Origin of the sequence: Pseudomonas lalkuanensis, from assembly GCF_008807375.1 — a bacterium.
Lineage (GTDB): Bacteria > Pseudomonadota > Gammaproteobacteria > Pseudomonadales > Pseudomonadaceae > Metapseudomonas > Metapseudomonas lalkuanensis.
This window is the reverse complement of sequence record NZ_CP043311.1, coordinates 1,283,171-1,307,356: the sequence shown is the minus strand read 5'-3', so window position 1 is coordinate 1,307,356 and position 24,186 is coordinate 1,283,171. Positions and strand designations below refer to the sequence as shown.

Annotated in this window: 20 protein-coding genes; 12 read left to right on the top strand and 8 right to left on the bottom strand. The window is 66.3% G+C overall.

Annotated elements, in window-relative coordinates:
• Positions 1-223: 223 nt before the first annotated feature.
• The 3 genes from FXN65_RS06240 (at position 224) to FXN65_RS06230 (ending at position 3,317) form a co-directional block, all read left to right on the top strand.
• Positions 224-1,234 carry a DUF2804 domain-containing protein gene (locus FXN65_RS06240; protein WP_151132218.1) on the top strand — a complete coding sequence of 337 codons (1,011 nt, stop codon included), beginning with the start codon at positions 224-226 and terminating at the stop codon, positions 1,232-1,234.
• Between the two features lie 72 nt (positions 1,235-1,306).
• Positions 1,307-2,701 carry a class II fumarate hydratase gene (locus tag FXN65_RS06235; protein WP_151132217.1) on the top strand — a complete coding sequence of 465 codons (1,395 nt, stop codon included), beginning with the start codon at positions 1,307-1,309 and terminating at the stop codon, positions 2,699-2,701.
• Positions 2,694-3,317, top strand: a complete 624-nt coding sequence (locus FXN65_RS06230; RefSeq protein WP_151132216.1) for an NAD(P)H-dependent oxidoreductase — start codon at positions 2,694-2,696, stop codon at positions 3,315-3,317. The genes FXN65_RS06235 and FXN65_RS06230 overlap by 8 nt, the downstream gene beginning before the upstream one ends.
• Positions 3,318-3,456: 139 nt before the next feature.
• Here the strand turns inward: FXN65_RS06230 and FXN65_RS06225 are convergent, their stop codons facing one another.
• Positions 3,457-4,425: a DMT family transporter gene (locus FXN65_RS06225; protein ID WP_151132215.1), complete on the bottom strand. Its 969-nt coding sequence runs from the start codon at positions 4,423-4,425 to the stop codon at positions 3,457-3,459.
• A gap of 213 nt (positions 4,426-4,638) precedes the next feature.
• Here FXN65_RS06225 and FXN65_RS06220 point away from each other — a divergent pair, with 213 nt between their 5' ends.
• Positions 4,639-4,848, top strand: a complete 210-nt coding sequence (locus FXN65_RS06220; RefSeq protein ID WP_151132214.1) for a DUF6316 family protein — start codon at positions 4,639-4,641, stop codon at positions 4,846-4,848.
• A 207-nt stretch (positions 4,849-5,055) separates the two neighbouring features.
• On the opposite strand, the gene FXN65_RS06215 is transcribed toward FXN65_RS06220, so the two are convergent.
• Together FXN65_RS06215 and pap are read right to left on the bottom strand one after the other, a co-directional pair.
• Positions 5,056-6,240: a thiolase family protein gene (locus FXN65_RS06215; protein WP_151132213.1), complete on the bottom strand. Its 1,185-nt coding sequence runs from the start codon at positions 6,238-6,240 to the stop codon at positions 5,056-5,058.
• 104 nt (positions 6,241-6,344) lie between these two features.
• Positions 6,345-7,832: a polyphosphate:AMP phosphotransferase gene (gene pap, locus FXN65_RS06210; RefSeq protein ID WP_151132212.1), complete on the bottom strand. Its 1,488-nt coding sequence runs from the start codon at positions 7,830-7,832 to the stop codon at positions 6,345-6,347.
• A gap of 264 nt (positions 7,833-8,096) precedes the next feature.
• Here pap and mnmC point away from each other — a divergent pair, with 264 nt between their 5' ends.
• From mnmC to FXN65_RS06175, 7 genes are all read left to right on the top strand, one after another.
• Positions 8,097-10,064, top strand: a complete 1,968-nt coding sequence (gene mnmC / locus FXN65_RS06205; RefSeq protein WP_151132211.1) for a bifunctional tRNA (5-methylaminomethyl-2-thiouridine)(34)-methyltransferase MnmD/FAD-dependent 5-carboxymethylaminomethyl-2-thiouridine(34) oxidoreductase MnmC — start codon at positions 8,097-8,099, stop codon at positions 10,062-10,064.
• A gap of 2 nt (positions 10,065-10,066) precedes the next feature.
• Positions 10,067-10,816 carry a sulfite exporter TauE/SafE family protein gene (locus tag FXN65_RS06200; protein ID WP_151132210.1) on the top strand — a complete coding sequence of 250 codons (750 nt, stop codon included), beginning with the start codon at positions 10,067-10,069 and terminating at the stop codon, positions 10,814-10,816.
• A 119-nt stretch (positions 10,817-10,935) separates the two neighbouring features.
• Entirely contained in the window at positions 10,936-12,705 is a 1,770-nt protein-coding gene (locus FXN65_RS06195) for an N-acetylglutaminylglutamine amidotransferase (protein WP_151132209.1), read from the top strand.
• Positions 12,706-12,709: 4 nt separating this feature from the next.
• A complete protein-coding gene (gene ngg / locus FXN65_RS06190; RefSeq protein WP_151132208.1) occupies positions 12,710-14,455 on the top strand; it encodes an N-acetylglutaminylglutamine synthetase in 1,746 nt (581 codons plus the stop codon).
• Between the two features lie 79 nt (positions 14,456-14,534).
• Positions 14,535-15,728, top strand: coding sequence for an osmoprotectant NAGGN system M42 family peptidase (locus FXN65_RS06185; protein WP_151132207.1), 1,194 nt, complete (start codon positions 14,535-14,537; stop codon positions 15,726-15,728).
• Between the two features lie 160 nt (positions 15,729-15,888).
• Positions 15,889-18,666 carry a hybrid sensor histidine kinase/response regulator gene (locus FXN65_RS06180; RefSeq protein WP_151132206.1) on the top strand — a complete coding sequence of 926 codons (2,778 nt, stop codon included), beginning with the start codon at positions 15,889-15,891 and terminating at the stop codon, positions 18,664-18,666.
• 49 nt (positions 18,667-18,715) lie between these two features.
• A complete protein-coding gene (locus FXN65_RS06175; RefSeq protein ID WP_151132205.1) occupies positions 18,716-18,946 on the top strand; it encodes a YheU family protein in 231 nt (76 codons plus the stop codon).
• 62 nt (positions 18,947-19,008) lie between these two features.
• On the opposite strand, the gene FXN65_RS06170 is transcribed toward FXN65_RS06175, so the two are convergent.
• Positions 19,009-19,359: a hypothetical protein gene (locus FXN65_RS06170; protein ID WP_151132204.1), complete on the bottom strand. Its 351-nt coding sequence runs from the start codon at positions 19,357-19,359 to the stop codon at positions 19,009-19,011.
• A gap of 733 nt (positions 19,360-20,092) precedes the next feature.
• On the opposite strand from FXN65_RS06170, the gene FXN65_RS06165 reads away from it, so the two are divergent.
• Entirely contained in the window at positions 20,093-20,476 is a 384-nt protein-coding gene (locus FXN65_RS06165; RefSeq protein ID WP_319000074.1) for a hypothetical protein, read from the top strand.
• On the opposite strand, the gene cls is transcribed toward FXN65_RS06165, so the two are convergent.
• From cls to FXN65_RS06145, 4 genes are all read right to left on the bottom strand, one after another.
• Positions 20,473-21,867: a cardiolipin synthase gene (gene cls, locus FXN65_RS06160; protein WP_151132203.1), complete on the bottom strand. Its 1,395-nt coding sequence runs from the start codon at positions 21,865-21,867 to the stop codon at positions 20,473-20,475. The two genes, FXN65_RS06165 and cls, sit on opposite strands and share 4 nt — an antisense overlap.
• Positions 21,868-22,131: 264 nt before the next feature.
• Positions 22,132-22,464, bottom strand: coding sequence for a YnfA family protein (locus tag FXN65_RS06155; RefSeq protein WP_151132202.1), 333 nt, complete (start codon positions 22,462-22,464; stop codon positions 22,132-22,134).
• Between the two features lie 41 nt (positions 22,465-22,505).
• Positions 22,506-22,934 carry a hypothetical protein gene (locus FXN65_RS06150; RefSeq protein WP_151132201.1) on the bottom strand — a complete coding sequence of 143 codons (429 nt, stop codon included), beginning with the start codon at positions 22,932-22,934 and terminating at the stop codon, positions 22,506-22,508.
• Between the two features lie 75 nt (positions 22,935-23,009).
• Positions 23,010-24,164 carry an MFS transporter gene (locus FXN65_RS06145; RefSeq protein WP_151132200.1) on the bottom strand — a complete coding sequence of 385 codons (1,155 nt, stop codon included), beginning with the start codon at positions 24,162-24,164 and terminating at the stop codon, positions 23,010-23,012.
• Positions 24,165-24,186 lie beyond the last annotated feature (22 nt).

The following is a 24,186-nucleotide window of genomic DNA, read 5'->3' as shown; positions in this document are numbered from 1 at the left end:
GCGATGCCGCACTCCACGGAGCGGTTGTCAAAACGCCATCACTTGCTCATGCTTTCGCCCGCTGGGCATGCTTCGCCGGCCAGGAACCTTGTCGCGCCCATCGACGGAATTTCCGATGAGCTGCAGCCGGCTTCCCTCGGCTCTGTACGAAAAATCCCCCAAGGGGACCGAACTCGTACAGAACCTGAAGTGCCCAGGCTTCGCACACACATGGACGTGCCCGATGAATAGCCATATTTCCACCCTGGAGCCGGGATATCCCGCGCTCTGCGATGCCCGCGGCAAGCTCTCGCCCGCCGCCGTCGGCTGGTCAAGCCGGCCACGCCTGAACTGCGCGATACCCGGTCACACGGGCCGGCGCAAGCGCTGGAACCACTGGTGCATCACCACCCCGCGCTGGATGCTCTCGCTGACCCTCGCGGACCTCGATTACCTGGGCTACGGCGCCGCCTACTTCCTCGACCTCGACAGTGGCCAGGCCGTCGCCCACACCCAGCTACGCCCCTTCGCCTTCGGCTGCCGGTTGCCGGATACCCCGCTGGAAAGCCACAGCTTCCACCACTCGCGCCTGCAGATCCGCGTCGACGAGCACCCCGGCCGCCTGAGCTTGCGGGTGGCAGCGCCGGATATCGGTGGCCAGCCCCTGCAGGCCGCCCTGGAAGTGCTGCGCCCCGCACACCTGGACTCGGTGAACCTGGTCGCCCCCCTCCCCGGCCGCTGCTTCCACGCCAGCAGCCGGCAGCTCGGCCTGCCCGCCAGCGGGGGCGTGCAACTGGGCGGACGCCAGTACCAGTGCACCACCGGCCAGAGCTTCGCCGCCCTGGATTTCGGGCGCGGCGTCTGGCCCCTCCACAGCCACTGGACCCGCGCCGCCTTCGCCGCCCCCGGTGGCATCGCCGGCAATTTCGGCGCGGGCTGGACCGACTCCAGCGGCCTGACCGAGAACGCGCTGTGGTTCGGCGGCCGCCTGGCCAAGCTCGACCGCCCGGTGCAGATCGAGCAGGAGCCGAACAATGCCCTCGCCCCCTGGCTGCTTTCCACCGTCTGCCGGCGGGTAGAACTCACCTTCACGCCACGCCAGTTGCATCAGGCCTGCCCGCGCCTGGGCCTGTTCTACGCCGATACGCGCCAGTGGTTCGGCCGCTTCGACGGCGTACTGCGCAGCCCGGATGGCGAATGCGTGCCGGTGACCAATGCCCTTGGCTGGCTGGGCTCCACCCGCGCGCGCTGGTAATTGCCCGAACGGTTGAACCGAGTGCCGGAGAGAGAGCCTAAACTGCGGAATCAATAGCCGGAGCCAACCCACATGAGCCGCACAGAAACCGACAGCCTGGGGCCAGTCGACGTCGCCGACGACGCCTACTGGGGCGCCCAGACCCAGCGCTCGCTGGAAAACTTCGCCATCGGAGGCGAGCGCATGCCACTGGCGGTAGTGCACGCCCTGGCCCTGATCAAGAAGGCCGCCGCCCGGGTCAATGGCCGCGACGGCGACCTGCCGCCGGATGTCGCCCGCCTGATCGAGCAGGCCGCCGACGAAGTGCTGGCCGGCAAACATGACGACCAGTTTCCCCTGGTGGTCTGGCAGACCGGCAGCGGCACCCAGAGCAACATGAACGTCAACGAGGTGATCGCCGGCCGCGCCAACGAGTTGGCCACCGGACAGCGCGGCGGCAAGAGCCCGGTGCATCCGAACGATCATGTGAACTTCGCCCAGAGTTCGAACGACTGCTTCCCCACGGCGATGCACATCGCCATCGCCAAGGCGGTGCAGCATGAGCTGCTGCCGGCCATCGCCGAACTCTCCGGCGGCCTGGCCGAACAATCCGCGCGGCACGCCCATCTGGTGAAGACCGGCCGTACCCACATGATGGATGCCACGCCCATCACCTTCGGCCAGGAGCTCTCCGCCTTCGTCGCCCAGCTCGACTATGCCGACAAGGCGATCCGCGCGGCCTTGCCGGCGGTCCTGCAACTGGCCCAGGGCGGCACCGCCGTGGGTACCGGCCTGAACGCGCCCCACGGTTTCGCCGATGCCATGGCCGCCGAACTGGCGGCGCTGTCCGGGCTGCATTTCGTGTCGGCACCGAACAAGTTCGCCGCCCTCGCCGGCCATGAGCCGCTGGTGAACCTTTCCGGCGCCCTCAAGACCCTCGCCGTGGCCCTGATGAAGATCGCCAACGACCTGCGCCTGCTGGGCTCCGGCCCGCGCGGCGGCCTGGCCGAGGTGCGCTTGCCGGCCAACGAACCGGGCAGCTCGATCATGCCCGGCAAGGTCAACCCCACCCAGTGCGAGGCGCTGTCGATGCTGGCCTGTCAGGTCATGGGCAACGACGCCACCATCGGTTTCGCCGCCAGCCAGGGGCACCTGCAACTGAACGTGTTCAAACCGGTGATCGTGCACAACCTGCTGCAATCGATCCGCCTGCTCGGCGACGGCTGCCGCAACTTCCAGCAGCACTGCGTGGCCGGCATGGAACCGGACGCCGCGCGCATGGCCGAGCACCTGGAGCGCGGCCTGATGCTGGTGACCGCGCTCAACCCGCACATCGGCTACGACAAGGCTGCGCAGATCGCCAAGAAGGCCTACTCGGAAGGCACCACCCTGCGTGCCGCGGCCCTGGCACTGGGTTATCTGACTGACGAAGAGTTCGATGCCTGGGTCCGCCCGGAAAGCATGCTGGAGGCCGGTCAACATGGCTGAAGCAGTCAAGCATGGAGCCACGCCACTGGAAGGTGACGGCAAGCGCATCCTGATGATTCTCGGCACCCCCAAGGGGGGAAGCCTGTGCCATGCCCTGAGCGATGCCTTCGCCCAGGGTGCCCGCGGCGAAGGCCACGTGGTGCGCCTGCTGAAGCTGGGGGAGATGCAGTTCGACCCGGTGCTGCGCCAAGGCTATGACCAGAGCCAGACCCTGGAACCCGACCTGCTCGAAGCACAGCGGCAGATCCACTGGGCCGAACACCTGGTGTTCGTCTATCCGGTCTGGTGGGGCGGCCTGCCGGCGCTGCTCAAGGGCTTCTTCGACCGCGTTTTCCTGCCCGGCTTCGCCTTCCGCTACCGCGGCCAGCATTCACAGGCCTGGGACAAACTGCTGACCGGGCGTACCGCCGACCTGCTGGTGACCCTGGATACGCCGCCCTGGTACTTCCGCTGGATCTATGGCGCCCCGGCGCACCGGCAGATGGTGCGCACCATCCTCGGCTTCTGCGGTATCAAGACCCGTCGCCTGACCGAGTTCTCCCCGGTGCGCCCCTCCTCCGAGGAGCAGCGCCAGACCTGGCTGCGCAAGGCGGAGATGCTCGGGTCCCGTTGCTAGACCGCCCGCACGTGCTGCTTGTGGTACCTATCGTTCCCCATTGATGGGTGTCGCTCCGCTGCACCCATCCTACGAGGCGGAGAGACCGCCCTAGCGTGGGAGCGATTTCAATCGCGAATGAATTCGCTCCCACAGGCGGTTATTCACCGCCCGCCAATGCAGCTGCCTCACGCCGCGCGCGCCAGCTGCGCGCCAGCGACGGCGCCAGGGCGGTAAGGGCCGAGCCCAGTACGACGAACACCGCGCCGGCGTAGGCGATCCAGTTGATCTCTTCCGGCTGCACGTGGTCCGGCCAGAGTGCCGCGCAGGCGGCGACGCTGGCGAAGGTCACCAGCGGGGTGATGGCCAGGGTGGCACTGACCCGGGAGGCCTCCCAATGGGCCAGGGCTTCGGCAAAGGCGCCATAGGCCACCAGGGTGTTCAGGCAGCAGGCCAACAGCAACCAGCCCTGCAAAGGGCTCAGCTCGAGCGCTTCCAGCGGATGCGCCCAGGGCGTCAGCAGGGCCGCGCAGCCGAGGTAGATCACCATCATCACCTGGGCCGAACTCCAGTGGCTCAGCAGCTGTTTCTGCGCCAGTCCGTAGAAGGTCCACACGGCCGACGCCAGCAGGATCACCAGCACGCCCAGGGTGTACTGGCCCATGGACGTGAGCAGTTCCTCCAGGCGCTGGTTGAAGAACAGCCCGAAGCCCAGCACCGTCACCACCAGGCCGAAGGCCTGACCCAGGCTGAAGCTCTCCTTGAAGATGAACAGGCTGCTCAGCAGGAAGAGGATGGGCGCCACCTGGATCACCAGCTGCGTGGTGCCGGGGCTGAGCATCTTCAGGCCGATGAGGTAGAAGACGTAATTGCCGGTCAGGCCACCTACTGCCAGCACCACCAGCCAGCGGCCACGGGCACCCAGCGGGCGGAATTCGGGCAGGCGACGATTGGCGCCCAGGTAAACGAACAACAGCAGGCCGGCGACTATCAGGCGGTACCAGGTGACGGTCACCGGGTCCATGGTCTGCAGGACTTCCTTCAGCCAGATGGGCAGGACACCCCAGAGCACGGCCGTAACCAGGGCAAGGAACAGGCCGTAGACCCAACGGCCGGAGGAGATGTGCATGGGAACCTCAGCAGGAAAGCCCGGCGCTCTGGCGACAGGCGGGACAAGAGACGCCATTCTAGGAGTGCCGGTTCCCAGGGCACAGGAACAGTTCCCGCACGGTCGGAGACCGAACTGTACCTGTCGTAACCCGCTGCCGCCCGTCGAACCCCCGAGCAAGGCCGGTTGCGCTGGTTAGACTCAAGATGCCAATGCAGAAATGGAGGTGGTCCGATGTTCGGTCGACGCGCGTCCGACAAGGCACCCGGCACCCACTACAGAAGCGAGCGTGTCAGTGCCGTGAACGGGCAGTACTTCTTCTCCACCCGGGAGGGAACCCTGGAAGGGCCCTTCTTCACCCGCGTGGATACGGAACGGGAGGTCGCGCTTTACATTCGCCGCGTGCAGCTATCCAACGCCATACTTGCCCGGCGGGCGCCGTGAGTGCCCCACGATGAAAGAACCCGCGCCAGGCGCGGGTTTTTCTTTTGCGGCAATCGGATGGGCGTCAGGCACTGTCGTTGTGGGGGCGAATTCATTCGCTATGGGCAGCGCAGCTGCCCCATTCGAAGCAGCGGGGCGAACCTGCGGTCCGCTTAGCGAATGAAATCGCCCCCACAAAAGCAGGCAACATCATTAGTGCCCAGGCCCTCAGCGATACGCCTCGAACAGCCCGGTGGCCCCCATGCCACCGCCGACGCACATGGTGACGATGCCGTAGCGCTTGCCCTGGCGCTGCAGTTCGCGCACCAGGTGGCCGACCTGGCGCGAACCGGTCATGCCGAAGGGGTGGCCGATGGAGATGGAACCGCCGTTGACGTTGTACTTCTCGTTGTCGATGCCCAGGCGGTCGCGGGCATAGAGGCACTGGGAGGCGAAGGCTTCGTTGAGCTCCCAGAGGTCGATGTCGTCGACGGAAAGGCCCTTGGCCTTGAGCAGCTTCGGCACCGAGAACACCGGGCCAATGCCCATCTCGTCCGGCTCGCAACCGGCGACGGTGAAGCCACGGAAGTACGCCTTGGGCTTCAGGCCCAGCTCCAGCGCCTTGTCCAGGCTCATCAGCAGGGTCATGGAAGCGCCGTCGGACAGCTGCGAGGAGTTGCCGGCGGTCACCGAGCCGTCCTCGGCGAATACCGGCTTCAGCGAAGACAGGCCTTCCAGGGTGGTATCGGCGCGGTTGCAGTCGTCGCGGTCCACCACGCCGTCCAGGATGTTCTTCTCGCCGGTAGCCTTGTCTTCGACGAAGTACTTCACGCTCATCGGCACGATTTCGTCATTGAACAACCCCTCGGCCTGGGCGCGGGCGGTGCGCTGCTGGCTCTGCAGGGCGTAGAGGTCCTGGGCTTCGCGGGTGACGTTGTAGCGGCGCGCGACGATTTCGGCGGTCTGGCCCATGGGGTAGTAGATGCCAGGGTGTTCCAGCTTCAGGCGCGGGTTGACGAAGTTGTCTTGGTTGATGCTTTTCAGGGTCAGGGTGATCGACTCGACGCCACCGGCCACCATCACGTCGCTGCAGCCCGAGGCGATCTGGTTGGCGGCAATGGCGATCGCCTGCAGGCCCGAGGAGCAGTAGCGGTTGAGGGTCATGCCGGCGACGCCGATACCCAGGCCCGACAGCACCGCCACGTTGCGGCCGATGTTGTGGCCCTGGGCGCCTTCGTTGGAGCCGGCGCCCACCACGCAGTCGTCCACCAGCGCGGGGTCGAGAGCGTTGCGTGCCAGCAGGGCGTTCACGCAGTGGGCGGCCATGTCGTCCGGCCGGGTCATGTTGAACTTGCCGCGGAAGGACTTGGCCAGGCCAGTCCGCACGCTGTCGACGATCACCACTTCACGCATGACGCACCTCGTTATTGTCGGGATGGAAAGTGGGGTGAGCATAGTTCCGGCCCATGTTTCCCCACCACGATCATTCACCCCGCGTATGCGCGGCCATCCCGTGCTCAACCTTTCTTGAAAGCAGCCTCCAGCGCTTCGTTGATGGTGCGCAGCACCTTGACCCGTGCGTAACGCTTGTCGTTGGCCTCCACCAGGGTCCAGGAAGCGATCTCGGTACTGGTTCGATCGACCATGTCGTCCACCGCGTCGACGTAGAGGTCCCACTTGTCACGGTTGCGCCAGTCTTCATCGGTGATCTTGTAGCGCTTGAAGGCGACTTCCTCGCGCTCCTTGAAGCGTTGCTTCTGGGTGTCCTTGTCGATGGACAGCCAGAACTTCACCAGCACGATGCCGTAGTTGTGCAACTGCTCCTCGAAGTCGTTGATCTCGCTGTAGGCGCGCAGCCAGTCGGCCTCGGCGCAGAAGCCCTCGACCCGCTCCACCAGCACGCGGCCGTACCAGGAACGGTCGAAGATGGTGAACTGCCCACGCCCCGGCACGTGCCGCCAGAAGCGCCACAGGTAGGGCTGCGCCCGTTCTTCCTCGGTGGGTGCGGCGATCGGCACCGTGCGGTATTGCCGAGGGTCCAGCGCTCCGGTGACGCGACGGATCGCACCGCCCTTGCCAGCCGCGTCGTTGCCCTCGAACACGGCCATCAGGGCATGGCCACGCATGCGCTTGTCGCGCATCAACCCGCTGAGCCGCGCCTGCTCGGTGGCGAGCTGTTCCTTGTAGTCGTCCTTGTCCAGCTTGCGGCTGAGGTCGAGGCTGTCCAGCAGGCTCAGCTTGTCGAGACTGGACATCAGCGGCGCCGCATGGGGCTGCGGCCTGGGCCTGCCCTTGTGCTTGAGGGCCGCCTGCAGCCCTTCGAGGATGATGCGGCCGACACTGAGGCTGCGGTAGTACTCGTCGGCGCCTTCGATCACGTACCAGGGCGCGTAGTCGCGGCTGGTGCGACGCAATACCCTTTCACCGAAGCGCACGAAGCGGTCGTAGACCTCGCTCTGCTTCCAGTCCAGCGGATTGAGCTGCCAGCTGCGCTGGGGGTCCTTCTCCAGGGCCTTGAGGCGCTCCTTGAGCTGCTTCTTGGACAGGTGGAACCAGAACTTGAAGATCAGCGCCCCCTCGTCGCAGAGCATGCGCTCGAAGCCTTCGGCGTCGTTGATGGCCTGGTCCAGGCGGGCGTCCTTGATGTCGCCCTCGACCCGCGCGTGGAGCATTTGGCTGTACCAGTTGCCGAAGAAGATGCCGATCCGCCCCTTGCCCGGCAGTTTGCGCCAGAAGCGCCACTGCGGGGGCCGCGAGAGTTCTTCGTCGGTGGGACGCAGGAAGCTCTCGACGTTGATCAGGCGCGGGTCCATCCATTCGTTGAGCAGCTTGACCGTCTCGCCCTTGCCGGCACCTTCGATGCCGTTGATCAGGATGAGCACCGGGAAGCGCGCCTGCTGCTTCAGCTCGAACTGTGCGTCCAGCAGGGCTTCACGCAGCTCCACGACAGCCTTCTCATAGGTTTCCTTGTCGATTGAGTGGCCGATTTCGGCGGATTCGAACATGCAGACCTCCTTGGCGTGATAGGGAAAACATAGCGGAGTCATCCCTGAGGAAGCGAGTTCATTTGAACGTGGGAAACCACGCCCTGAGGACGTGATCATGAGTCACTGGCCCTGCCGGCCGGGCTACCAGGATGAAGCCGGTCCGGTAGGGTCCAGACCGAGCTGAGGAGGGTGGCCTTGTGCTCGGGGGGATTCGCTCCCACAAAGAAGCCGGCCAGTATTGCCGATCAGCTACTATTCGCGCTTCGCAGTCAGGAATACCCCATGTCCGATTTCCACCACGCCCAACTCGACTGGGACGAACAGGGCCGACCGCTGTCGCGGGAATTCGACGACGTCTACTTCTCTCCGACCTCGGGTTTCGACGAAACCCATCATGTGTTCATCAATGGCAACGACCTGACCCGGCGTTTCACCGAACTGCCGGCCGGCGGGCGTTTCTGCATTGGCGAAACCGGATTCGGCACCGGGCTGAACTTCCTCTGTGCCTGGCAACTGTTCGAGCAGTGCGCGCCTGCCGGTGCCCGGTTGCACTTCGTCAGCGTGGAGAAGTTCCCCCTCACCCGTGACGACCTCCAGCGCGCCCTCGCCCTGTGGCCGCAACTGGCGCCCCAGGCCGCCCAATTGCTGGATCAGTACGTGGCGATCCACCCCGGCTTCCAGCGCTTCAACCTGGCCGCGGGCCGCGTGGTGCTCACCCTGCTGGTGGGCGATGCCCTGGACTGCCTGCCCGAGCTCGATGCGCGCATCGACGCCTGGTTCCTCGACGGCTTCGCCCCGGCGAAGAACCCCGAGATGTGGAGCCCAGCCCTGTTTGCCCAGCTGGCGCGCCTGTCCCACCCGGGAACCAGCCTCGCCTCCTTCACCTCCGCCGGCTTCGTACGCCGCGCGCTGAAGGAAGCCGGTTTCGCCATCAAGCGCACACCCGGTTTTGGCAAGAAATGGGAGATGAGCCAGGGCCTGTTCACCGGTGAGCTGCAGGACGATGCCAAGCCCTGGTTCGCTCGTCCGCGCTTCATTCCCCAGCACCGCGAGGCCCTGGTGATAGGCGCGGGACTGGCCGGTTGCGCCACGGCCGCCAGCCTCGCCGCGCGCGGTTGGCACGTGACCCTGCTGGAGCGCCACGGCGAGCCGGCGCAGGAAGCCTCCGGCAACCCCCAGGGCGTGCTCTACCTCAAGCTCTCCGCCCATGGAACGCCGCTGTCGCGGTTGATCCTCAGCGGATTCGGCCATACCCGCCGGCTGCTGCAACGCCTGGAACAGGGCCGCGACTGGCAGGCCTGCGGCGTGCTGCAACTGGCCTTCGATGACAAGGAAGCGCAGCGCCAGGCGAAACTGGCCGAAGCCTTCCCCGCCGACCTGCTGCAGCGCCTGGACAAGGCCGAAGCCGAAGCCCTGGCCGGCGTTACCCTGCCTGCCGGCGGCCTGTTCTATCCCGAGGCCGGGTGGGTCCATCCGCCGGCCCTGTGCCGCCTGCTGGCCCGCCATCCGAACATCCGCCTGGTCACCCACGGCGAAGCCCTGGATCTGCAACGCGAGGGCGAGCTCTGGCACGCCCGGGATGCCGAGCGCACCCTGGCCGCCGCCCCGGTGGTGGTGCTGGCCGGCGCCGCCGAAGTGCTGCGTTTCTCCCAGGCCACCGGACTCCAGCTCAAGCGCATTCGCGGGCAGATCAGCCGCCTGCCGGCCACCGTCGAAAGCGCGGTGCTCGGCACCGTCCTCTGCGCCGAAGGCTACGTGGCGCCTCCGCGCGACGGCGAACACACCCTGGGCGCCAGTTTCGACTTCCACAGCACCGACCTCGCCCCCACCGCCGCCGAGCACGCGGGCAACCTCGAACTGCTGGAGGAGATCTCCCCGGACCTCGGCCGCCGACTGCATGCCGCAGAACTTGCGCCGGAACGTCTGGAAGGGCGCGCGGCCTTCCGCTGCACCACCCCGGACTACCTGCCCATCGTCGGCCCACTGGCGGATGCCGACGCCTTCGCCCAGGCCTATGCGGTGCTGGCCAGGGACGCGCGCCAGGTGCCACAAGTGCCGGCGCCCTGGCTCGACGGCCTCTATGTGAACAGCGCCCACGGCTCGCGCGGCCTGATCACCGCGCCGCTGTCCGGCGAGCTGCTGGCCGCCTGGCTCGACGACGAAGCGCTGCCGGTGCCCCGCGCCGTAGCCGAAGCCTGCCACCCCAATCGCTTCGCCTTGCGCCGCCTGATTCGCGGCCAGAGTGCCTGATCATGGAATTATTGCTACTCGAAGCCCTCGCCATAGGTGCCGTGCTCGGCCTGCTGCTGGGCCTGACCGGCGCCGGCGGTTCACTGGTGGCCCTGCCCCTGCTGCTCAGCCTGCACCTGCCGCTGCGCGATGCCATCGGCGTCAGCCTCGGCGCCGTCGCCCTGTCCGCCGCCATCGGCGCCATTCCCCGCGCCATCCAGGGGCTGGTGGCCTGGCGCCCGGTGCTGCTGCTGGCGATCTGCGGCCTGCCCGGCAATGCCGTTGGCCAGTGGCTGGGGCGCTTCATTCCCGAGTTCGCGCTGATACTCGGCTTCTGCCTGCTGGTGCTCTGGTCCGCCTGGCGCATGTGGCGTGGCGCGGCGCTGCCAAAAAGCCATTCCGGCCCGCTGCGCAGTGTGCCGCTGATGGCCATCGGCGCCGGTGTGGGGCTGCTCTCGGGGGTGATGGGCGTGGGCGGCGGCTTCCTCGTGGTGCCGGCGCTGCTCTGGTTCACGCCGTTGTCGATGCTGGCCGCCACCGCCACCTCGATGGCGGTGATCGCGCTGGTGTCCGGCGGCGGCTTCCTGCTCTATCTCACCGGCGCCCAGCCGCCCATGGCCCTGCTTGGCGGCCTGGCAGCCGGCGGAGCGGTCGGCGTGCTCTGCGGCAACCAGTTGGCCACTCGTCTGCGCGGCGCCACCCTGCAACGGCTGTTCGCCTTGATGCTGGTGGCGGTGAGTCTGTCCCTTGCGGCGCAAAAGTTACTGGGTTGACCCGGGAAGGCCGCGTTAGAACCAATCGATATAAAACTCACAGAAGTGCACAAGGGTCGGACCCTAGAGTGCCCCTTTCCGGGGCACCCACTCCCCAACGGCAACACCGGTAAGGAACTATGTGCGGCATTTCTGGAGAACTTCGCTTCGACAAACGCCCGGCCGACCTGGCCGCCCTCGATAGAATCACCCACCATCTAGCGCCCCGCGGTCCAGACGCCTGGGGCCTGCACAGCCAGGGACCGGTCGCCCTGGGCCATCGACGGCTGAAGATCATGGACCTGGCCGACGCCTCCGGTCAGCCCATGCTGGACCCCGAACTGGGGCTGGCCATGGTGTTCAACGGCGCCATCTACAACTACCCCGAACTGCGCAAGGAACTGCTTGCCCTCGGTTATCGCTTTCATTCCGACGGCGACACCGAGGTGCTGCTCAAGGCCTGGCACGCCTGGGGCAAGGACATGCTGCCGCGGCTCAACGGCATGTTCGCCCTGGCCATCTGGGAACGTGACAACCAACGCCTGTTCCTCGCCCGCGACCGCCTCGGCGTCAAACCGATCTACCTGTCGCGCAACGAACAACGTCTGCGCTTCGCCTCCAGCCTGCCGGCCCTGCTCCAGGGCGGCGACCTGGACACGGCGCTGGACCCGCAGGCGCTGAACTTCTACCTCAATTTCCATTCCGTGGTGCCGGCGCCACGTACCCTGGTCAAGGGTGTGGAAAAGCTGCCACCGGCAAGCTGGATGCTGATCGATGCCGACGGCAACTGCAGCCAGGGCACCTGGTGGGAACTGGAGTACGGCCCACGCGAGGATGAACAGAGCCTCAGCTTCGATGACTGGCGCGACCGCCTGCTGGCCGGGCTGCGCGACGCCGTGTCGATCCGCCAGCGCGCCGCCCGAGAGGTGGGCGTCCTGCTTTCCGGCGGGGTGGACTCCAGCCTGCTGGTGGGCTTGCTGGCGGAGTCCGGTATCGAACAACTGGCGACCTTCTCCATCGGCTTCGAAGATGCCGGCGGCGAGCGCGGCGACGAGTTCGAGTTCTCCGACCTGATCGCCAACCATTACGGCACCCGCCACCAGCAGCTGCGCATCGATGAGCACGAAGTGCTGGAGCAGTTGCCTGCCGCCTTCGCCGCCATGAGCGAGCCCATGGTCAGTCACGACTGCATCGCCTTCTACCTGCTGTCCCGCGAGGTGTCCCGGCACTGCAAGGTGGTGCAGAGCGGCCAGGGTGCCGACGAACTCTTCGGCGGCTATCACTGGTACCCGCCGCTGGCCGACACCCGCGATCCGTTCAACAGCTACCGCACAGCCTTCTTCGACCGCGCCCACACCGAGTACGAGGCCACGGTGCAGCCGGGCTGGCTCACCGGCGACCTGGCCGGCGAATTCGTGCGCCAGCACTTCGAGCACCCCGGTGCCCTCGACCCGGTGGACAAGGCGCTGCGCCTGGACAGCACGGTGATGCTGGTGGACGACCCGGTGAAGCGGGTGGACAACATGACCATGGCCTGGGGCCTGGAGGCGCGGGTGCCGTTCCTCGACTACCGGGTGGCCGAGCTGTCGGCGCGGATTCCCTCGCGTTTCAAGCTCGGTGACGGTGGCAAGGCGGTGCTCAAGGCCGCCGCCCGCCAGGTCATTCCCCACCAGGTGATCGACCGGCCCAAGGGTTACTTCCCGGTGCCCGGTCTCAAGTACCTGGAAGGCCGCACCCGCGACTGGGTACGCGAACTCCTGCTGGACCCGAGCCAGGATCGCGGCCTGTTCCGGCCAGCCATGCTCGAACGCCTGCTGGCCAGTCCCACGGAAGACATCACCCCGCTCCGGGGCTCGAAGCTCTGGCAGATGGCGGCGCTCAACCTCTGGCTCAATCAACAGGGACTCTGAACCGATGAAAGCCCATACCCAACACAGCCAGCGCCTGCTGCGCGGCCAGGCTCCGTCCTATCAGCGTCTGCAGGCACGACTGGCCGAGGGGCACCTGGAGCCCCAGGAAGCGCCGCAGATCCTCCACTGTGGCTGGGGCCGCCTGCTGCTCGGCCACACCTTCCCCGACCCCGTGAGCCTCGCCCGGGAGCTGCTGGACGAACAGCCCGGCGAACGCGATATCGCCCTCTACGTCGCCGCGCCCCAGCAGGTGCTGGCCCAGGCGCCGCAGCAACTCTTTCTCGACCCATCCGACACCCTGCGCCTCTGGTTCCCCGATTACCGCCCGGCGCGCCGGGCCTTTCGCGGCTTCCGCATCCGCCGAGCCCTGAGCGACGCCGACTGGCAGGCGGTCAATCAGCTCTACCGCTGCCGCGGCATGCTGCCGGTCGACCAGGACGCCATCACCCCGCGCCACCAGGGCGGTCCGGTGTACTGGCTGGCCGAGGACGAGCGCGACAACCAGGTGATCGGCGCCGTCATGGGTCTCAACCACCAGAAGGCCTTCGATGATCCGGAAGGCGGTTCCAGCCTTTGGTGCCTGGCGGTGGACCCGCAATGCAGCCGCCCCGGCGTGGGCGAAGTGCTGGTGCGCCACCTGATCGAGCACTTCATGAGCCGCGGGCTCAACTACCTCGACCTCTCGGTGCTGCACGACAACCGCCAGGCCAAGGCGCTCTATTCCAAGCTGGGCTTCCGCGACCTGGCCACCTTCACGGTCAAGCGCAAGAACAGCATCAACCAGACCCTGTTCCTCGGGCCCGGGCCGGAAGCGGGGCTTAACCCCTACGCCCGGATCATCGTCGACGAAGCCCTGCGGCGCGGTATTGAAGTGCAGGTGGATGACGCCGAGGGTGGACTATTCAGCCTCAGCCAGGGCGGTCGGCGCATCCGCTGCCGAGAGTCGCTGTCCGACCTCACCAGCGCGGTGAGCATGACCCTCTGCCAGGACAAGCAGCTGACCCATCGCGCCCTCGCCCGCGTCGGCATTTTCCAGCCGGAGCAGCGCCTGGCGGGCAAGGACGACGAGAACGCGGCCTTCCTTGCCGAACACGGCAGCCTGGTGGTCAAGCCGGTGAATGGCGAGCAGGGCCAAGGCGTCGCGGTGGACCTGCGCAGCCTCGATGAGCTGAAAACCGCCATCGCCAACGCCGAGCGCTTCGACAGCCGGGTGATTCTGGAAAGCTGCCACCAGGGCCTGGACCTGCGGGTGGTGGTGATCAACTACGAAGTGGTGGCGGCGGCCATTCGCCGCCCGGCGGAAGTACTGGGCGACGGCCTGCGCACGCTCAGGCAGCTGATCGAACGCCAGAGCCGCCGACGCCAGGCCGTGACCCATGGGGAAAGCCGCATTCCGCTGGATGGCGAGACCGAGCGCACCCTGCACGCCGCCGGCTATGACTATGAAGACGTACTGCCGGCCGGCACCCGGCTGGCGGTGCGACGTACGGCCAACCTGCACACCGGCGGCACCCTGGAGGACGTCACCGCGATCCTGCATCCGGCCCTGGCCGAGGCCTCGATCCTCGCTGCACGGACGCTGGAAATTCCGGTGGTCGGCCTGGACCTGCTGGTCCCCGCCGCCGACCAGCCGGGCTACGTGATGATCGAAGCCAACGAACGGGTCGGCCTGGCCAACCACCAGCCGCAACCCACGGCGGAGCGCTTCATCGATCTGCTGTTCCCGCTCACGCGAGCGCACCCGGCCTGAAACCTGTAGGAGCGAATTCATTCGCGAATGAATTCGCTCCGCCTATCAGGCTGAACGACCCGCGCACTATGGAGCCCCCATGAGCCAGACACTTCCCGAACCCGATCTCACCTACCTGCAGAGGGTACTGCTGGAAATGCTCGCCATTCCCAGCCCCACCGGTTTCACCGACACCATCGTGCGCTACGTCGCCGAGCGCCTGGACGAGATCGGCATTCCCTATGAGCTGACCCGGCGCGGCACCATCCGCGCCACGGTCAAAGGCATGCAGAGCAGCCCGGACCGCGCGATGTCGGCGCACCTGGACACCATTGGCGCCATCGTCCGCGAGATCAAGGACAACGGCCGCCTGGGCCTGGCGCCGGTGGGCTGCTGGTCCAGCCGCTTCGCCGAAGGCAGCCGCGTCAGCCTGTTCGGGGACAACCGGGTACTGCGCGGCAGCGTGCTGCCCCTGCTGGCGTCGGGGCACGCCTTCAACACCCAGGTGGACAACCTGCCCATCAGCTGGGACCACGTGGAACTGCGCCTGGACGCCTACAGCACCACCCGCGCCGACTGCGAGACCCTGGGGGTTTCGGTGGGTGACTTCGTCGCCTTCGACCCGCTGCCGGAATTCACCGAGAGCGGCCACATCAGTGCCCGCCACCTGGACGACAAGGCCGGCGTCGCCGCCCTGCTCACCGCCCTCAAGGGCATTGCCGATGCACGCCTGGTACCGCCCATCGACTGTCATCCGTTGTTCACCATCACCGAGGAGATCGGCTCCGGCTCGGCCGCCGCGCTGCCCTGGGACGTCAGCGAGTTCGTCGGCATCGACATCGCTCCGGTCGCCCCCGGCCAGCTCTCCAGCGAGCACGCCGTGACCGTGGCCATGCAGGATTCCGGCGGACCCTATGACTTCCACCTGTCGAGGCACCTGCTGCGCCTGGCCGAAGCCAACGCCATTGCGCTGCGTCGCGACCTTTTCCGCTACTACCATAGCGATGCCCAGTCGGCGGTCACCGCCGGCCACGACATCCGCACCGCCCTGCTGGCCTTCGGTTGCGACGCCACCCACGGCTACGAGCGCACCCACATCGACAGCCTGGAAGCCCTGACCCGCCTGATCGGCGCCTACCTGATGAGCCCGCCGGTATTCGCCACCGACGCGGTCACCAGCCAGCAGTCCCTGGAGCCGTTCAGCCATCAGCTGGAGCATGACGCGCAGATGGAGACCGAGACGCGCGTCCCGACCGTGGAAAGTCTTGTGGGAAAGGGCGACGGCAGCCCTTGAAGGCCGAACCCGCCAGGAGCAAAGTGCCACCTATGCTCAATACGAAGGCTGCGCGGGAGCGGTGAGGCCATGTCGAACATCGGTTTCTGCCTGGCATCACCGCCCCTCGGCTACCTTTCGTAGAGAGACAAAGGACGAATAACAACGCGGGTGGTCACCCATGCTTCACCTTTCAGGCTGTGTGAAAACTGTCGCACTCGGTCTGGCCCTTCTCATGTTCTGGCTCTGCCGGCCCGCCTTCGCCCAGGAAGCGGTGCCGCTCGACCAGGACCAGCTGCGCCTTTCGCTCGGTCACTGGGTCAGTTACCTCGAGGACCCCAAGGGCGAACTCAGCCTGGAGCAGGTCCGCAAGCTCCCAGATCCTGCATTCCAGGAGGTCGGGAGCGAACAGCCCAACATGGGCAAGAACAGATCGGTCTGGTGGTTCAAGGTACGCCTGGACAATCGCCGCCCCCGGGCGCTGGATGGCTACCTGGAAGCCAACTACCCGCTGCTGGACAACATCCGCCTCTACTACCTCACCCCTGATGGCCGGGTGCAGGCGCAGGAAACCGGCGACCACTTCGCCTTCTCGCAACGTCCGGTGAAGGTCCGCAACTTCTGGTTCCCCCTGCGCGTCGAGCCGGGACCGAGCACGGTGATCCTGCGGGTACAAAGCACCAGCACCCTCTTCGTGCCGCTGGTGTTCAGCACCTTCGACGCCAGCGCAGCCGCCCAGGAGAACCTGATGGGGTTCAACGGGGCCTTCTATGGTGTGCTCTTCGCCATGTTCTTCTACAACCTGTTCCTCTATCTGTCGCTGCGCGAGCGAGCCTATCTCTGGTACCTGGCCTACAACCTCAACGTCGGGCTGCTCGCCGCCTGCTTCGACGGCATGCTGTTCAAGCTGCTGCCCGACCATGTAGGGCTGCAGTCGGTGGCGATCTACATCTTCATGTACCTGCACTGCCTCGCGGCCCTGCAGTTCAGCCGCCACTTCCTCCACACCAGCCTGCATTTCCCACGTCTGGACCGCGTGCTGCGCGGCCTGATGCTGGCATCCCTGGTGGCGCTGATCAGCGCCCCGGTGATTGGCCTGCAGAACTGGAACATCCTCGCCAGCCTCACGGTGTCGGGCATTTCCGCCTTCCTCCTGCTCACCGGGCTCTATGTCTGGCGCAAGGGGTTGCGTTACGGCTCCTACTACACCCTGGCCTGGGGCGTGCTGCTGTTCGCCTTCATCCAGACCACCACCGGCTCCCTGGGCATCGAAGTGCTGGGCCTGTTCGGCGCCACCGTGGTGAAGATCGGCGTCACCATCGAGCTGATCACCCTGTCCATCGGCCTGGCCGATCGCATCAACACGCTCAAGGAGGAAGGCTTCCGCTCGCGCCAGGCCGCCGAGCAGGCGCGCTTCGAAAACCAGGCCAAGAGCCGCTTCCTGGCCACGATGAGCCACGAGATCCGCACGCCGCTGAACGGTGTGCTGGGCATGCTGCAACTGCTCAAGGAAACACCCCTGGACCGCAGCCAGCGCTTCTACGTGGACACCATCTCCAGCTCGGGCACCGCGCTGATGGCGGTGATCAACGACATCCTCGACTTCGCCCGCATCGAGTCCGGCAAGCTGGAACTGGAACACATCGAGTTCGACCTGGAAGACCTGGTTTCGGAAACCCTCGGCCTGTTCACTGCCCAGGCCATGGGCAAGCGCCTTGGCCTGCACCTGAGTCTGGATGCCGGGGTGCCGCGGCGCGTCCAGGGTGACCCGACACGGCTCAAGCAGGTGCTGATGAACCTGCTGGGCAATGCCCTCAAGTTCACCGCCGAAGGCCACGTGAGCCTCAACCTCAGCCTGCGCCGCAATTCCGAGGGCAAGCCGCACCTGGTATTCAGCGTCAGCGACAGCGGCATCGGCATCCGTCCGGAGGCCCTGACCCAGCTGTTCGACTCCTTCTCCCAGGGCGACTCCAGCACCACCCGCCGCTACGGCGGCAGCGGCCTGGGCCTGGCCATCAGCAAGGAGCTGGTGGAAATGATGGGTGGACGCATCGAGGTGCAGAGCACGCTCAACCAGGGAACACGCTTCAGCTTCGACATCCCGCTGCAACCGGGCGAATTCCAGACCGACGACCTGAACCAGTTGCTGGGTGGCCGCACCGCCCTGATCGCCTGCCAGGACGCCCTTGGCCTGGATGCCCTTGGCCGCCTGCTCGGCCGCTGGGGCATGCGCTGCGAACGCTGCCAGGACCCAGAGCGGCTGCTGGACCAGCTGGAAGACTTCGCCGTGCCGCCCCTGCTGGTGATCCAGGCCCCCTGGCCGGGCGATCCGGAGCGCTGGGTGGACAAGCTGCGGCCACACCTGGAGCACGGCCAGCGAGTGATGCTGATCTGCCCGCCGGAGTCCTGCCAGAACCTGCCGGCCGGCGCCGGCCTGCGCCTGCGGGCCACGGCCCAGCCACTGACCCTGGCACTGTTGCGCGACACCCTGCAGGAGCTGTATCGCGAACGCCGCCTGGAAGAACGCACCCAGCAGCAGGAAGAGCGGCGCCGGGTGAGCGCCACGCCCTGCATCCTGGTGGCCGAAGACAACCCGGTGAACCAGATGGTGGTCCAGGGCTTCCTCAAGAAGCGTGGCTACCTGGTGCGCACCGTGGCCAACGGCCTGGCGGCGGTGGACGAGTACCAGCGCGACCCGGAAGGCATCCAGCTGATCCTGATGGACTGCGAGATGCCGGAAATGGACGGCTTCGAAGCGACCCGGCAGATCCGCCGGCTGGAGCGCAACCGCAACTGGCCGCCGGTACCCATCGTCGCGCTGACCGCGCATATCCTCGAGGAACATCGCCAGGCCGGCGCCGCCGCCGGCATGGACGACTTCCTCGGCAAACCCCTGGACAGCGCCCTGCTGTTCAGCACCCTGGAACGCTTCATCCAGCGCCAGAGCGTGGACGGATGACGAGGCGGGCCGGCGGAGTTAGCATTCCGCCCCCGCTGGAGGCCCCCCGATGCTCATCCCCTTTGACCTGCTCGAAGCCGAAACCCTGACCCGCCTGATCGAAGACTTCGTCACCCGCGAAGGTACCGACAATGGCGACGACACCCCGCTGGAAACCCGCGTCGAACGGGTGCGCCGCGCCCTGCAGAAGGGCGAAGCGGTGATCGTCTACGACCCTGACAGCCAGCTGTGCCAGCTGATGCGCAAGATGGACGTGCCCAAGGAGTGGCTGGAAGAGTAACGCCATGGGAAGGCGCTTTCGTTGTGGGGGCGATTTCAATCGCTGGTGAGCTGAAGCCCTCCCTACAGGGCTCGCGCCGCCTGCCCCATCCGCGTCACTTCCACTTTCAGCTTGTCCTTGCCCAGCAGGTAATCCACCAGCCGCTGCGGAAAGGGCCAGTAGTTCAGCTCCGCCGTCAGGGTGACGGGGGCGTCTCGGCGATGGCGGCGAGGCTCGCCTGCCAGGACAGCAGCAGGCACGTGAGCGGCCAGGAGATCAGGCGTCCTGACGGGACAGGAAGATTTGAAGTCGAGAACTTCTTCACCGGATTGCCCATTTCGCCCCACCTTCATCGATGCCGATGAGAAGGCGCACGAGCCGCGCAGAATAACGGCAATAACCGTCTCTTTCAGCGCCTTTTTGCCGAACTTCACCCAGCTCCCCGTTCTTGGGGGGGAAAGTAAGTCAGTCGTAGATGGAGGTCAGTACCGCGTCAAAGGCATGACTTCGGCAGGGAGCAACCGAACGGAATACTTATCCGGATGGTTCGTATGGATTTAATTGGAGCGGGGAGCGACGCGGCAGGCGATGAAGCGGCGATTCTTCCGTACCAGCGACAGGGTGGCCGGTCATGGACGACAGGCACAAAAAAGGCCGCCACGAGGCGACCTAAACAAAGCACAGAGCACCAATAGACTCTGAAGTCAGAGTGTAGTTGTTCTGCTACGAAATGATGACAGCGCTTCGAAAAACAACAGGCATTTCGTCGGCAAATGCGCCGAACTGACGCGCAACCGCTCTATCTCGCGATTTTATCCTGCGCCCTGGATCGAAGTTCGCCGACGACGCGTAACAGGCTGGCGCGGAAATCCCGTCTCCCGCCGAAAGTAAGAAATTTCATACGGTTCATCGACCTTGAGGACCTACAAATGCCCTCGCTAGAGTCCACGACCGTCACGGTAGGAACCGCGACCGGGAGTCGCAACCCGAACAACGCAAGGCGCGATCCACCTGAATTGCAATCGCAACATGGCGGGCCGTGCAGGGAAGGCTCAGGCCTTGCCGGGTTTTCCTCGCGTAACCGGTTTGCGACCCCTGCACGGCCCGCCGCCCTTCCGTGTCGTGATGGCAAGGTGCGGCTCCTCTAGCACGCGAGGACGCAAGGATATGCACTGTCCACACTCCATGCAGACAACCCTCGGCCTTTCTCCCCTGCGAAAAAGCCCGAACATCGACTTCACCCCCCTCCCGCCTTCGTCCCAGCCGTACAGGGACGTCCTTTTCGTCAACGCCCGGGCACCCTCGGCCCACCTGTTCGAAGCCGCCAACCAGCGCATGACCGCCCTGGCTGACCTGCTGCGGATCCTGGAGTCCGGCAGCGGCGGCGCCCTGGCCCAGGAAACCGCCCGGCTCGCCTCGGCCCTCGGCCTGCTCCTGGCGGACGCCCAGGCGTTGCACGAGGCGGCCTACCTGCGCTCGTGCGAGGAAGAACGCACAGCCAGCTGTCAACGCGCGCCCGATGCCATCTCCCCTTCCGAAGCCCCCGCCTAGAGCCAGTATTCCCAGGCGCGCCCGATCCGTTCACTGATGCGGGCGCGCACGGGACGGCGCTGCCACGCCTCCAGGGTCAGCTCTTCGGATCCGTCCACGTCTTCCAGGAAGGCCTTGCGCATTCGCCCGCCGAACTCCGCCCCCAGCACCACCACATTGACCTCCTGGTTGTGCAGGAAGCTGCGCCAGTCGAGATTGGTGGAGCCGACGGTGGACCAGACGCCGTCAATCACCCCGGCCTTGACGTGCAGCAGCGCGTCGCGGCGCTCGAAGAGCCGCACCCCGGACTCCAGCAACTCGCGGTAGTAGGCTCGCCCGGCATGGAACACCAGCCAGGAATCAGTGCTGCTGGGCACCACCAGGCGCACATCGACGCCACGGGCCACGGCAGCCTTGAGTGCGTCGAGCAGTTGCGGATCGGGCACGAAGTAGGCGCTGGTCAGCCAGATTTCGCTCTGCGCGCTGTGCAGGGCGGAGATGAGCGTGGCGTAGATCTGGCTGTAGGGCTCGTCCGGCGAGCTGCCGATGGCCCGTACCACGTCATTGCCCTTGCGCTCCAGCGGCGGGAAGTAATGACGGGGCACCAGCTCGCCGCCTTTCTGCCGGTCCCAGGTCGTGATGAAGAGCTTCTGCAGATCGGCCACCACCGGCCCTTCGATGCGCAGGTCGGTATCGCGCCAGGGCAGATCACGGCGCGGCCGCCCCTGCCTGCTCGAACCGAAGGAGCCGCTTGAATAGACCCCGCTGATGTTCACTCCACCGAGAATGGCGATACGCCCATCGACGATCAGCAGCTTGCGATGGTCGCGCTGGTTCAACTGCCAGCCCGACCTGGCGGTCAAGGGATTGACCGGGTTGAATTCCACAAGCCGGATACCCGATTCGCGCAATCTGGTGAAGAAGGCCGGCGGCGTCGCGAGGGTACCGACGCTGTCGTAGATCAGGTTGACCTGCACACCGCTGCGCTGCTTGGCAATCAGGGCGTCAGCGAAGCGTTGCCCCACCTCGTCCCCTTCGAGGATGTAGGTTTCCATGTTGATGTGGTCCCGCGCGCTTTCGATGGCCGCGAACATCGCCGCGTAGGTCTCGGGGCCGTCCTGCAACAGGTCGACCTTGTTGCCGGCCGTAAGCGGGCTGCCCACCAGGGCCTCTTCGATCGCCAGGTGCAGGTCGAAGATGTTCGTCTGCATGCCGGAGACCTTGAGCCGGTCGAGGATCGCCTGGCTGCGCGACTCGGAGAGCGGGCCATGGGCGCCATCCAGCTGCACCGGGGCGGCCGGTGAATGGACCATGTCGGGGTTGATGCGGGGCAGTGAGCTGCAGGCCAGGAGGAGCATCGAATAGAGCGCCACCAGGACACGCGCCACGGTCCCTGATGACGGCAGGTTCATCCAGCATCCTCCTGCACGGGGAGGTTCGATGCCCGAAAGGCGTATCAGCCGCTTCTGCGACTGTCTTGCGGGCTGCCTTGTCGATTTCGACAGCAGGCCCTCTGGAAAGGTTGAGGGAAAATTCACCGGCCAGATCACACCGGATGCTGTTCCCCGGGATGACGCGCAGCAGCACCAGCGCCACTGGCGGCGCCTTCGCAGGAAGCCTGGTCGCCGGGTGTTGGTAGTGCGCCGCGAGGCATCCCGCACATTCCGGGCCAGCCGTCAGCTTGACGAGAAGCGCGGCCCCAGCAGGATCACGGTGGCACCCAGGACGCAAAGGGCCGCGCCCAGCCAGTCGCTGGCCAGCGGCCGGGCGCGTTCCACCACACCCAGCCAGAGCAGCGAGGCGACGATGTAGATGCCGCCATAGGCCGCATAGGCGCGCCCCGCATAGGCCGCTTCCACGCGGGTCAGCAGCAGGGCGAAGAGGGTCAGGCTGAGCAGGCCGGGAACGATCCACCAGGCACTCTTGCCCATCCGCAGCCAGAGCCAGAAGGCGTAGCAGCCGCCGATTTCAAAAAGCGCGGCGAGGAAGAACCAGAGGTAATTGAGCATCGATGTTTCCCTTCGGGATGGAGCGGCCTGCGGCCCAGGTATCAGCCGTGCACGCCGCCTTCGCGTTCCCAGGCGCAGCGCACCCGCAGATTGTCTTCCTGGGGGCTGTGGAAGCCCTGCTCGCTTTCCCAGCGGAAGGTGTGGATGCCGTTGAGCTCGGTTTCCAGGTGGACCACGGCGCTGCTCCAGTAGAGCTGCCTGAGCAGGGCTTCGAACGCCTTCACCCAGAGGCTCCATTCGTACTCCACCGCCGGATAGCTCGCGCCGAAGTGGATCACCTGGGTACGGAACAGGCCCTCGCCCGGTTGCTCGCAGCAGGAGAACATCTCACGGCCGAGAAAGGGCCATGCCTCGCCGCTGGGCAGGCTGTCCAGCACACGGCGATTGGTTTCGCGGCGCAGGCGGTGCTCCTGATCGTCGAGCGACGGCCAGTCGCGGATGCAGCCATAGACGATGGATTCGGACTCCACGCGGGCACTCCAGTAAAACAGTGGCAGCCTTCTAACACAGGACTGCCACGGGAGAAAGGAAATGCGTCGAAGTCCTCAACGGCGCTTGAGCCCGAGCACCCAGGCCAGCACACACATGACCAGCGCAAGCCCCGTGATGACCATGAAAGGCGCCTGGTAACTGCCCGCCAGGTCGCGGCCGAGGCCGGCCAGGATCGGGGCGAAGCTGGCCATGCCGTATCCGGCGAACAGCATCATCGCCGTCCAGCGGCTCACCGCCAGCGGCGTGTGCGCTTCATAGAGCGGCAGCACCAGGGACAAGGCGAAGGAGCCGCTGAGCCCGAGCCCCAGCAGCGATGCCCAGACTTCCGGCAGCACGGTCGGCAGGAAGCAGACCATCCCCAGGCAGACGCTGCTGATCAGGCCGCACGCCAGCAGCAACGGGTAGCGGTTGTCGAAGCGCTGGGCCAGCCAGGGCAGCACGAAGGCGCTGGGCAGTCCCACCAGCATGAACAGGCTGAACAGGCTGTTGCTGTGCAGGAGGCTGAGGCCGGCTTCGTGGTAACGGGCCACCAGCCAGGTGGTCAGGGCGTAGAACAAGCCGGCCTGGAGAGCGAAGAATGCGGTGATCAGCCAGGCTCGCGACTCCCCCCAGGGCAGGCCGCCCTGCGCGGCATCGCTGGCGGACTCGGCGCGATTGGGCATGCGCAGCCAGAGCAGCAACGCGAAGAACGCCGGCACGGACCAGAAGGCCAGGCCGAAATGCCATTGGTCCCCGAGCAACTGGGTCACCGGCGGCGTCAGCACCGCGCCGGCGGCACCGCCCATGGTCATGCTCAGGGAGTACCAGGCGACCACCCGCCCGACCTGGTCGTGGAAGTGACGCTTGATGAAACCGGAGAGCAGCGGCCCGGCGACCGCGATGCCCGCGCCCATGGCCACGGCGCTGCCGATCAGCACGGCGCTGGCGTGGCTGCCCAGGCGGGCCAGCAGGGCGACGCCGATCAGCCCCAGGCAGAAGGTGATCACCCGCTCCAGCCCGAAGCGCACGGCCAGGCGCGGCGCGAACGGCGCCAAGAGCCCCATGCAGAGCACGGGCACGGCCGTGGTCAGGCTGATCAGGCTGCGGCTCAGTGCCAGCTCATGGGCGATGCGTTCGATCAGGGGGGCGAGGGAGGTGATGCCGGGCCGCAGGTTGATCGCGGCAAGCACCAGAGCCAGCATCAGCAGCGCACGGGAAAGGGGTTTCACTGTGGGTCCATCCGGATAGGCG

Coding starts and splice junctions, on each gene's coding strand:
- FXN65_RS06240 (WP_151132218.1), top strand. CDS start 224: ATGAATAGCCATATTTCCACCCTGGAGCCGGGATATCCCGCGCTCTGC.
- FXN65_RS06235 (WP_151132217.1), top strand. CDS start 1,307: ATGAGCCGCACAGAAACCGACAGCCTGGGGCCAGTCGACGTCGCCGAC.
- FXN65_RS06230 (WP_151132216.1), top strand. CDS start 2,694: ATGGCTGAAGCAGTCAAGCATGGAGCCACGCCACTGGAAGGTGACGGC.
- FXN65_RS06225 (WP_151132215.1), bottom strand. CDS start 4,425: ATGCACATCTCCTCCGGCCGTTGGGTCTACGGCCTGTTCCTTGCCCTG.
- FXN65_RS06220 (WP_151132214.1), top strand. CDS start 4,639: ATGTTCGGTCGACGCGCGTCCGACAAGGCACCCGGCACCCACTACAGA.
- FXN65_RS06215 (WP_151132213.1), bottom strand. CDS start 6,240: ATGCGTGAAGTGGTGATCGTCGACAGCGTGCGGACTGGCCTGGCCAAG.
- pap (WP_151132212.1), bottom strand. CDS start 7,832: ATGTTCGAATCCGCCGAAATCGGCCACTCAATCGACAAGGAAACCTAT.
- mnmC (WP_151132211.1), top strand. CDS start 8,097: ATGTCCGATTTCCACCACGCCCAACTCGACTGGGACGAACAGGGCCGA.
- FXN65_RS06200 (WP_151132210.1), top strand. CDS start 10,067: ATGGAATTATTGCTACTCGAAGCCCTCGCCATAGGTGCCGTGCTCGGC.
- FXN65_RS06195 (WP_151132209.1), top strand. CDS start 10,936: ATGTGCGGCATTTCTGGAGAACTTCGCTTCGACAAACGCCCGGCCGAC.
- ngg (WP_151132208.1), top strand. CDS start 12,710: ATGAAAGCCCATACCCAACACAGCCAGCGCCTGCTGCGCGGCCAGGCT.
- FXN65_RS06185 (WP_151132207.1), top strand. CDS start 14,535: ATGAGCCAGACACTTCCCGAACCCGATCTCACCTACCTGCAGAGGGTA.
- FXN65_RS06180 (WP_151132206.1), top strand. CDS start 15,889: ATGCTTCACCTTTCAGGCTGTGTGAAAACTGTCGCACTCGGTCTGGCC.
- FXN65_RS06175 (WP_151132205.1), top strand. CDS start 18,716: ATGCTCATCCCCTTTGACCTGCTCGAAGCCGAAACCCTGACCCGCCTG.
- FXN65_RS06165 (WP_319000074.1), top strand. CDS start 20,093: ATGCACTGTCCACACTCCATGCAGACAACCCTCGGCCTTTCTCCCCTG.
- cls (WP_151132203.1), bottom strand. CDS start 21,867: ATGAACCTGCCGTCATCAGGGACCGTGGCGCGTGTCCTGGTGGCGCTC.
- FXN65_RS06155 (WP_151132202.1), bottom strand. CDS start 22,464: ATGCTCAATTACCTCTGGTTCTTCCTCGCCGCGCTTTTTGAAATCGGC.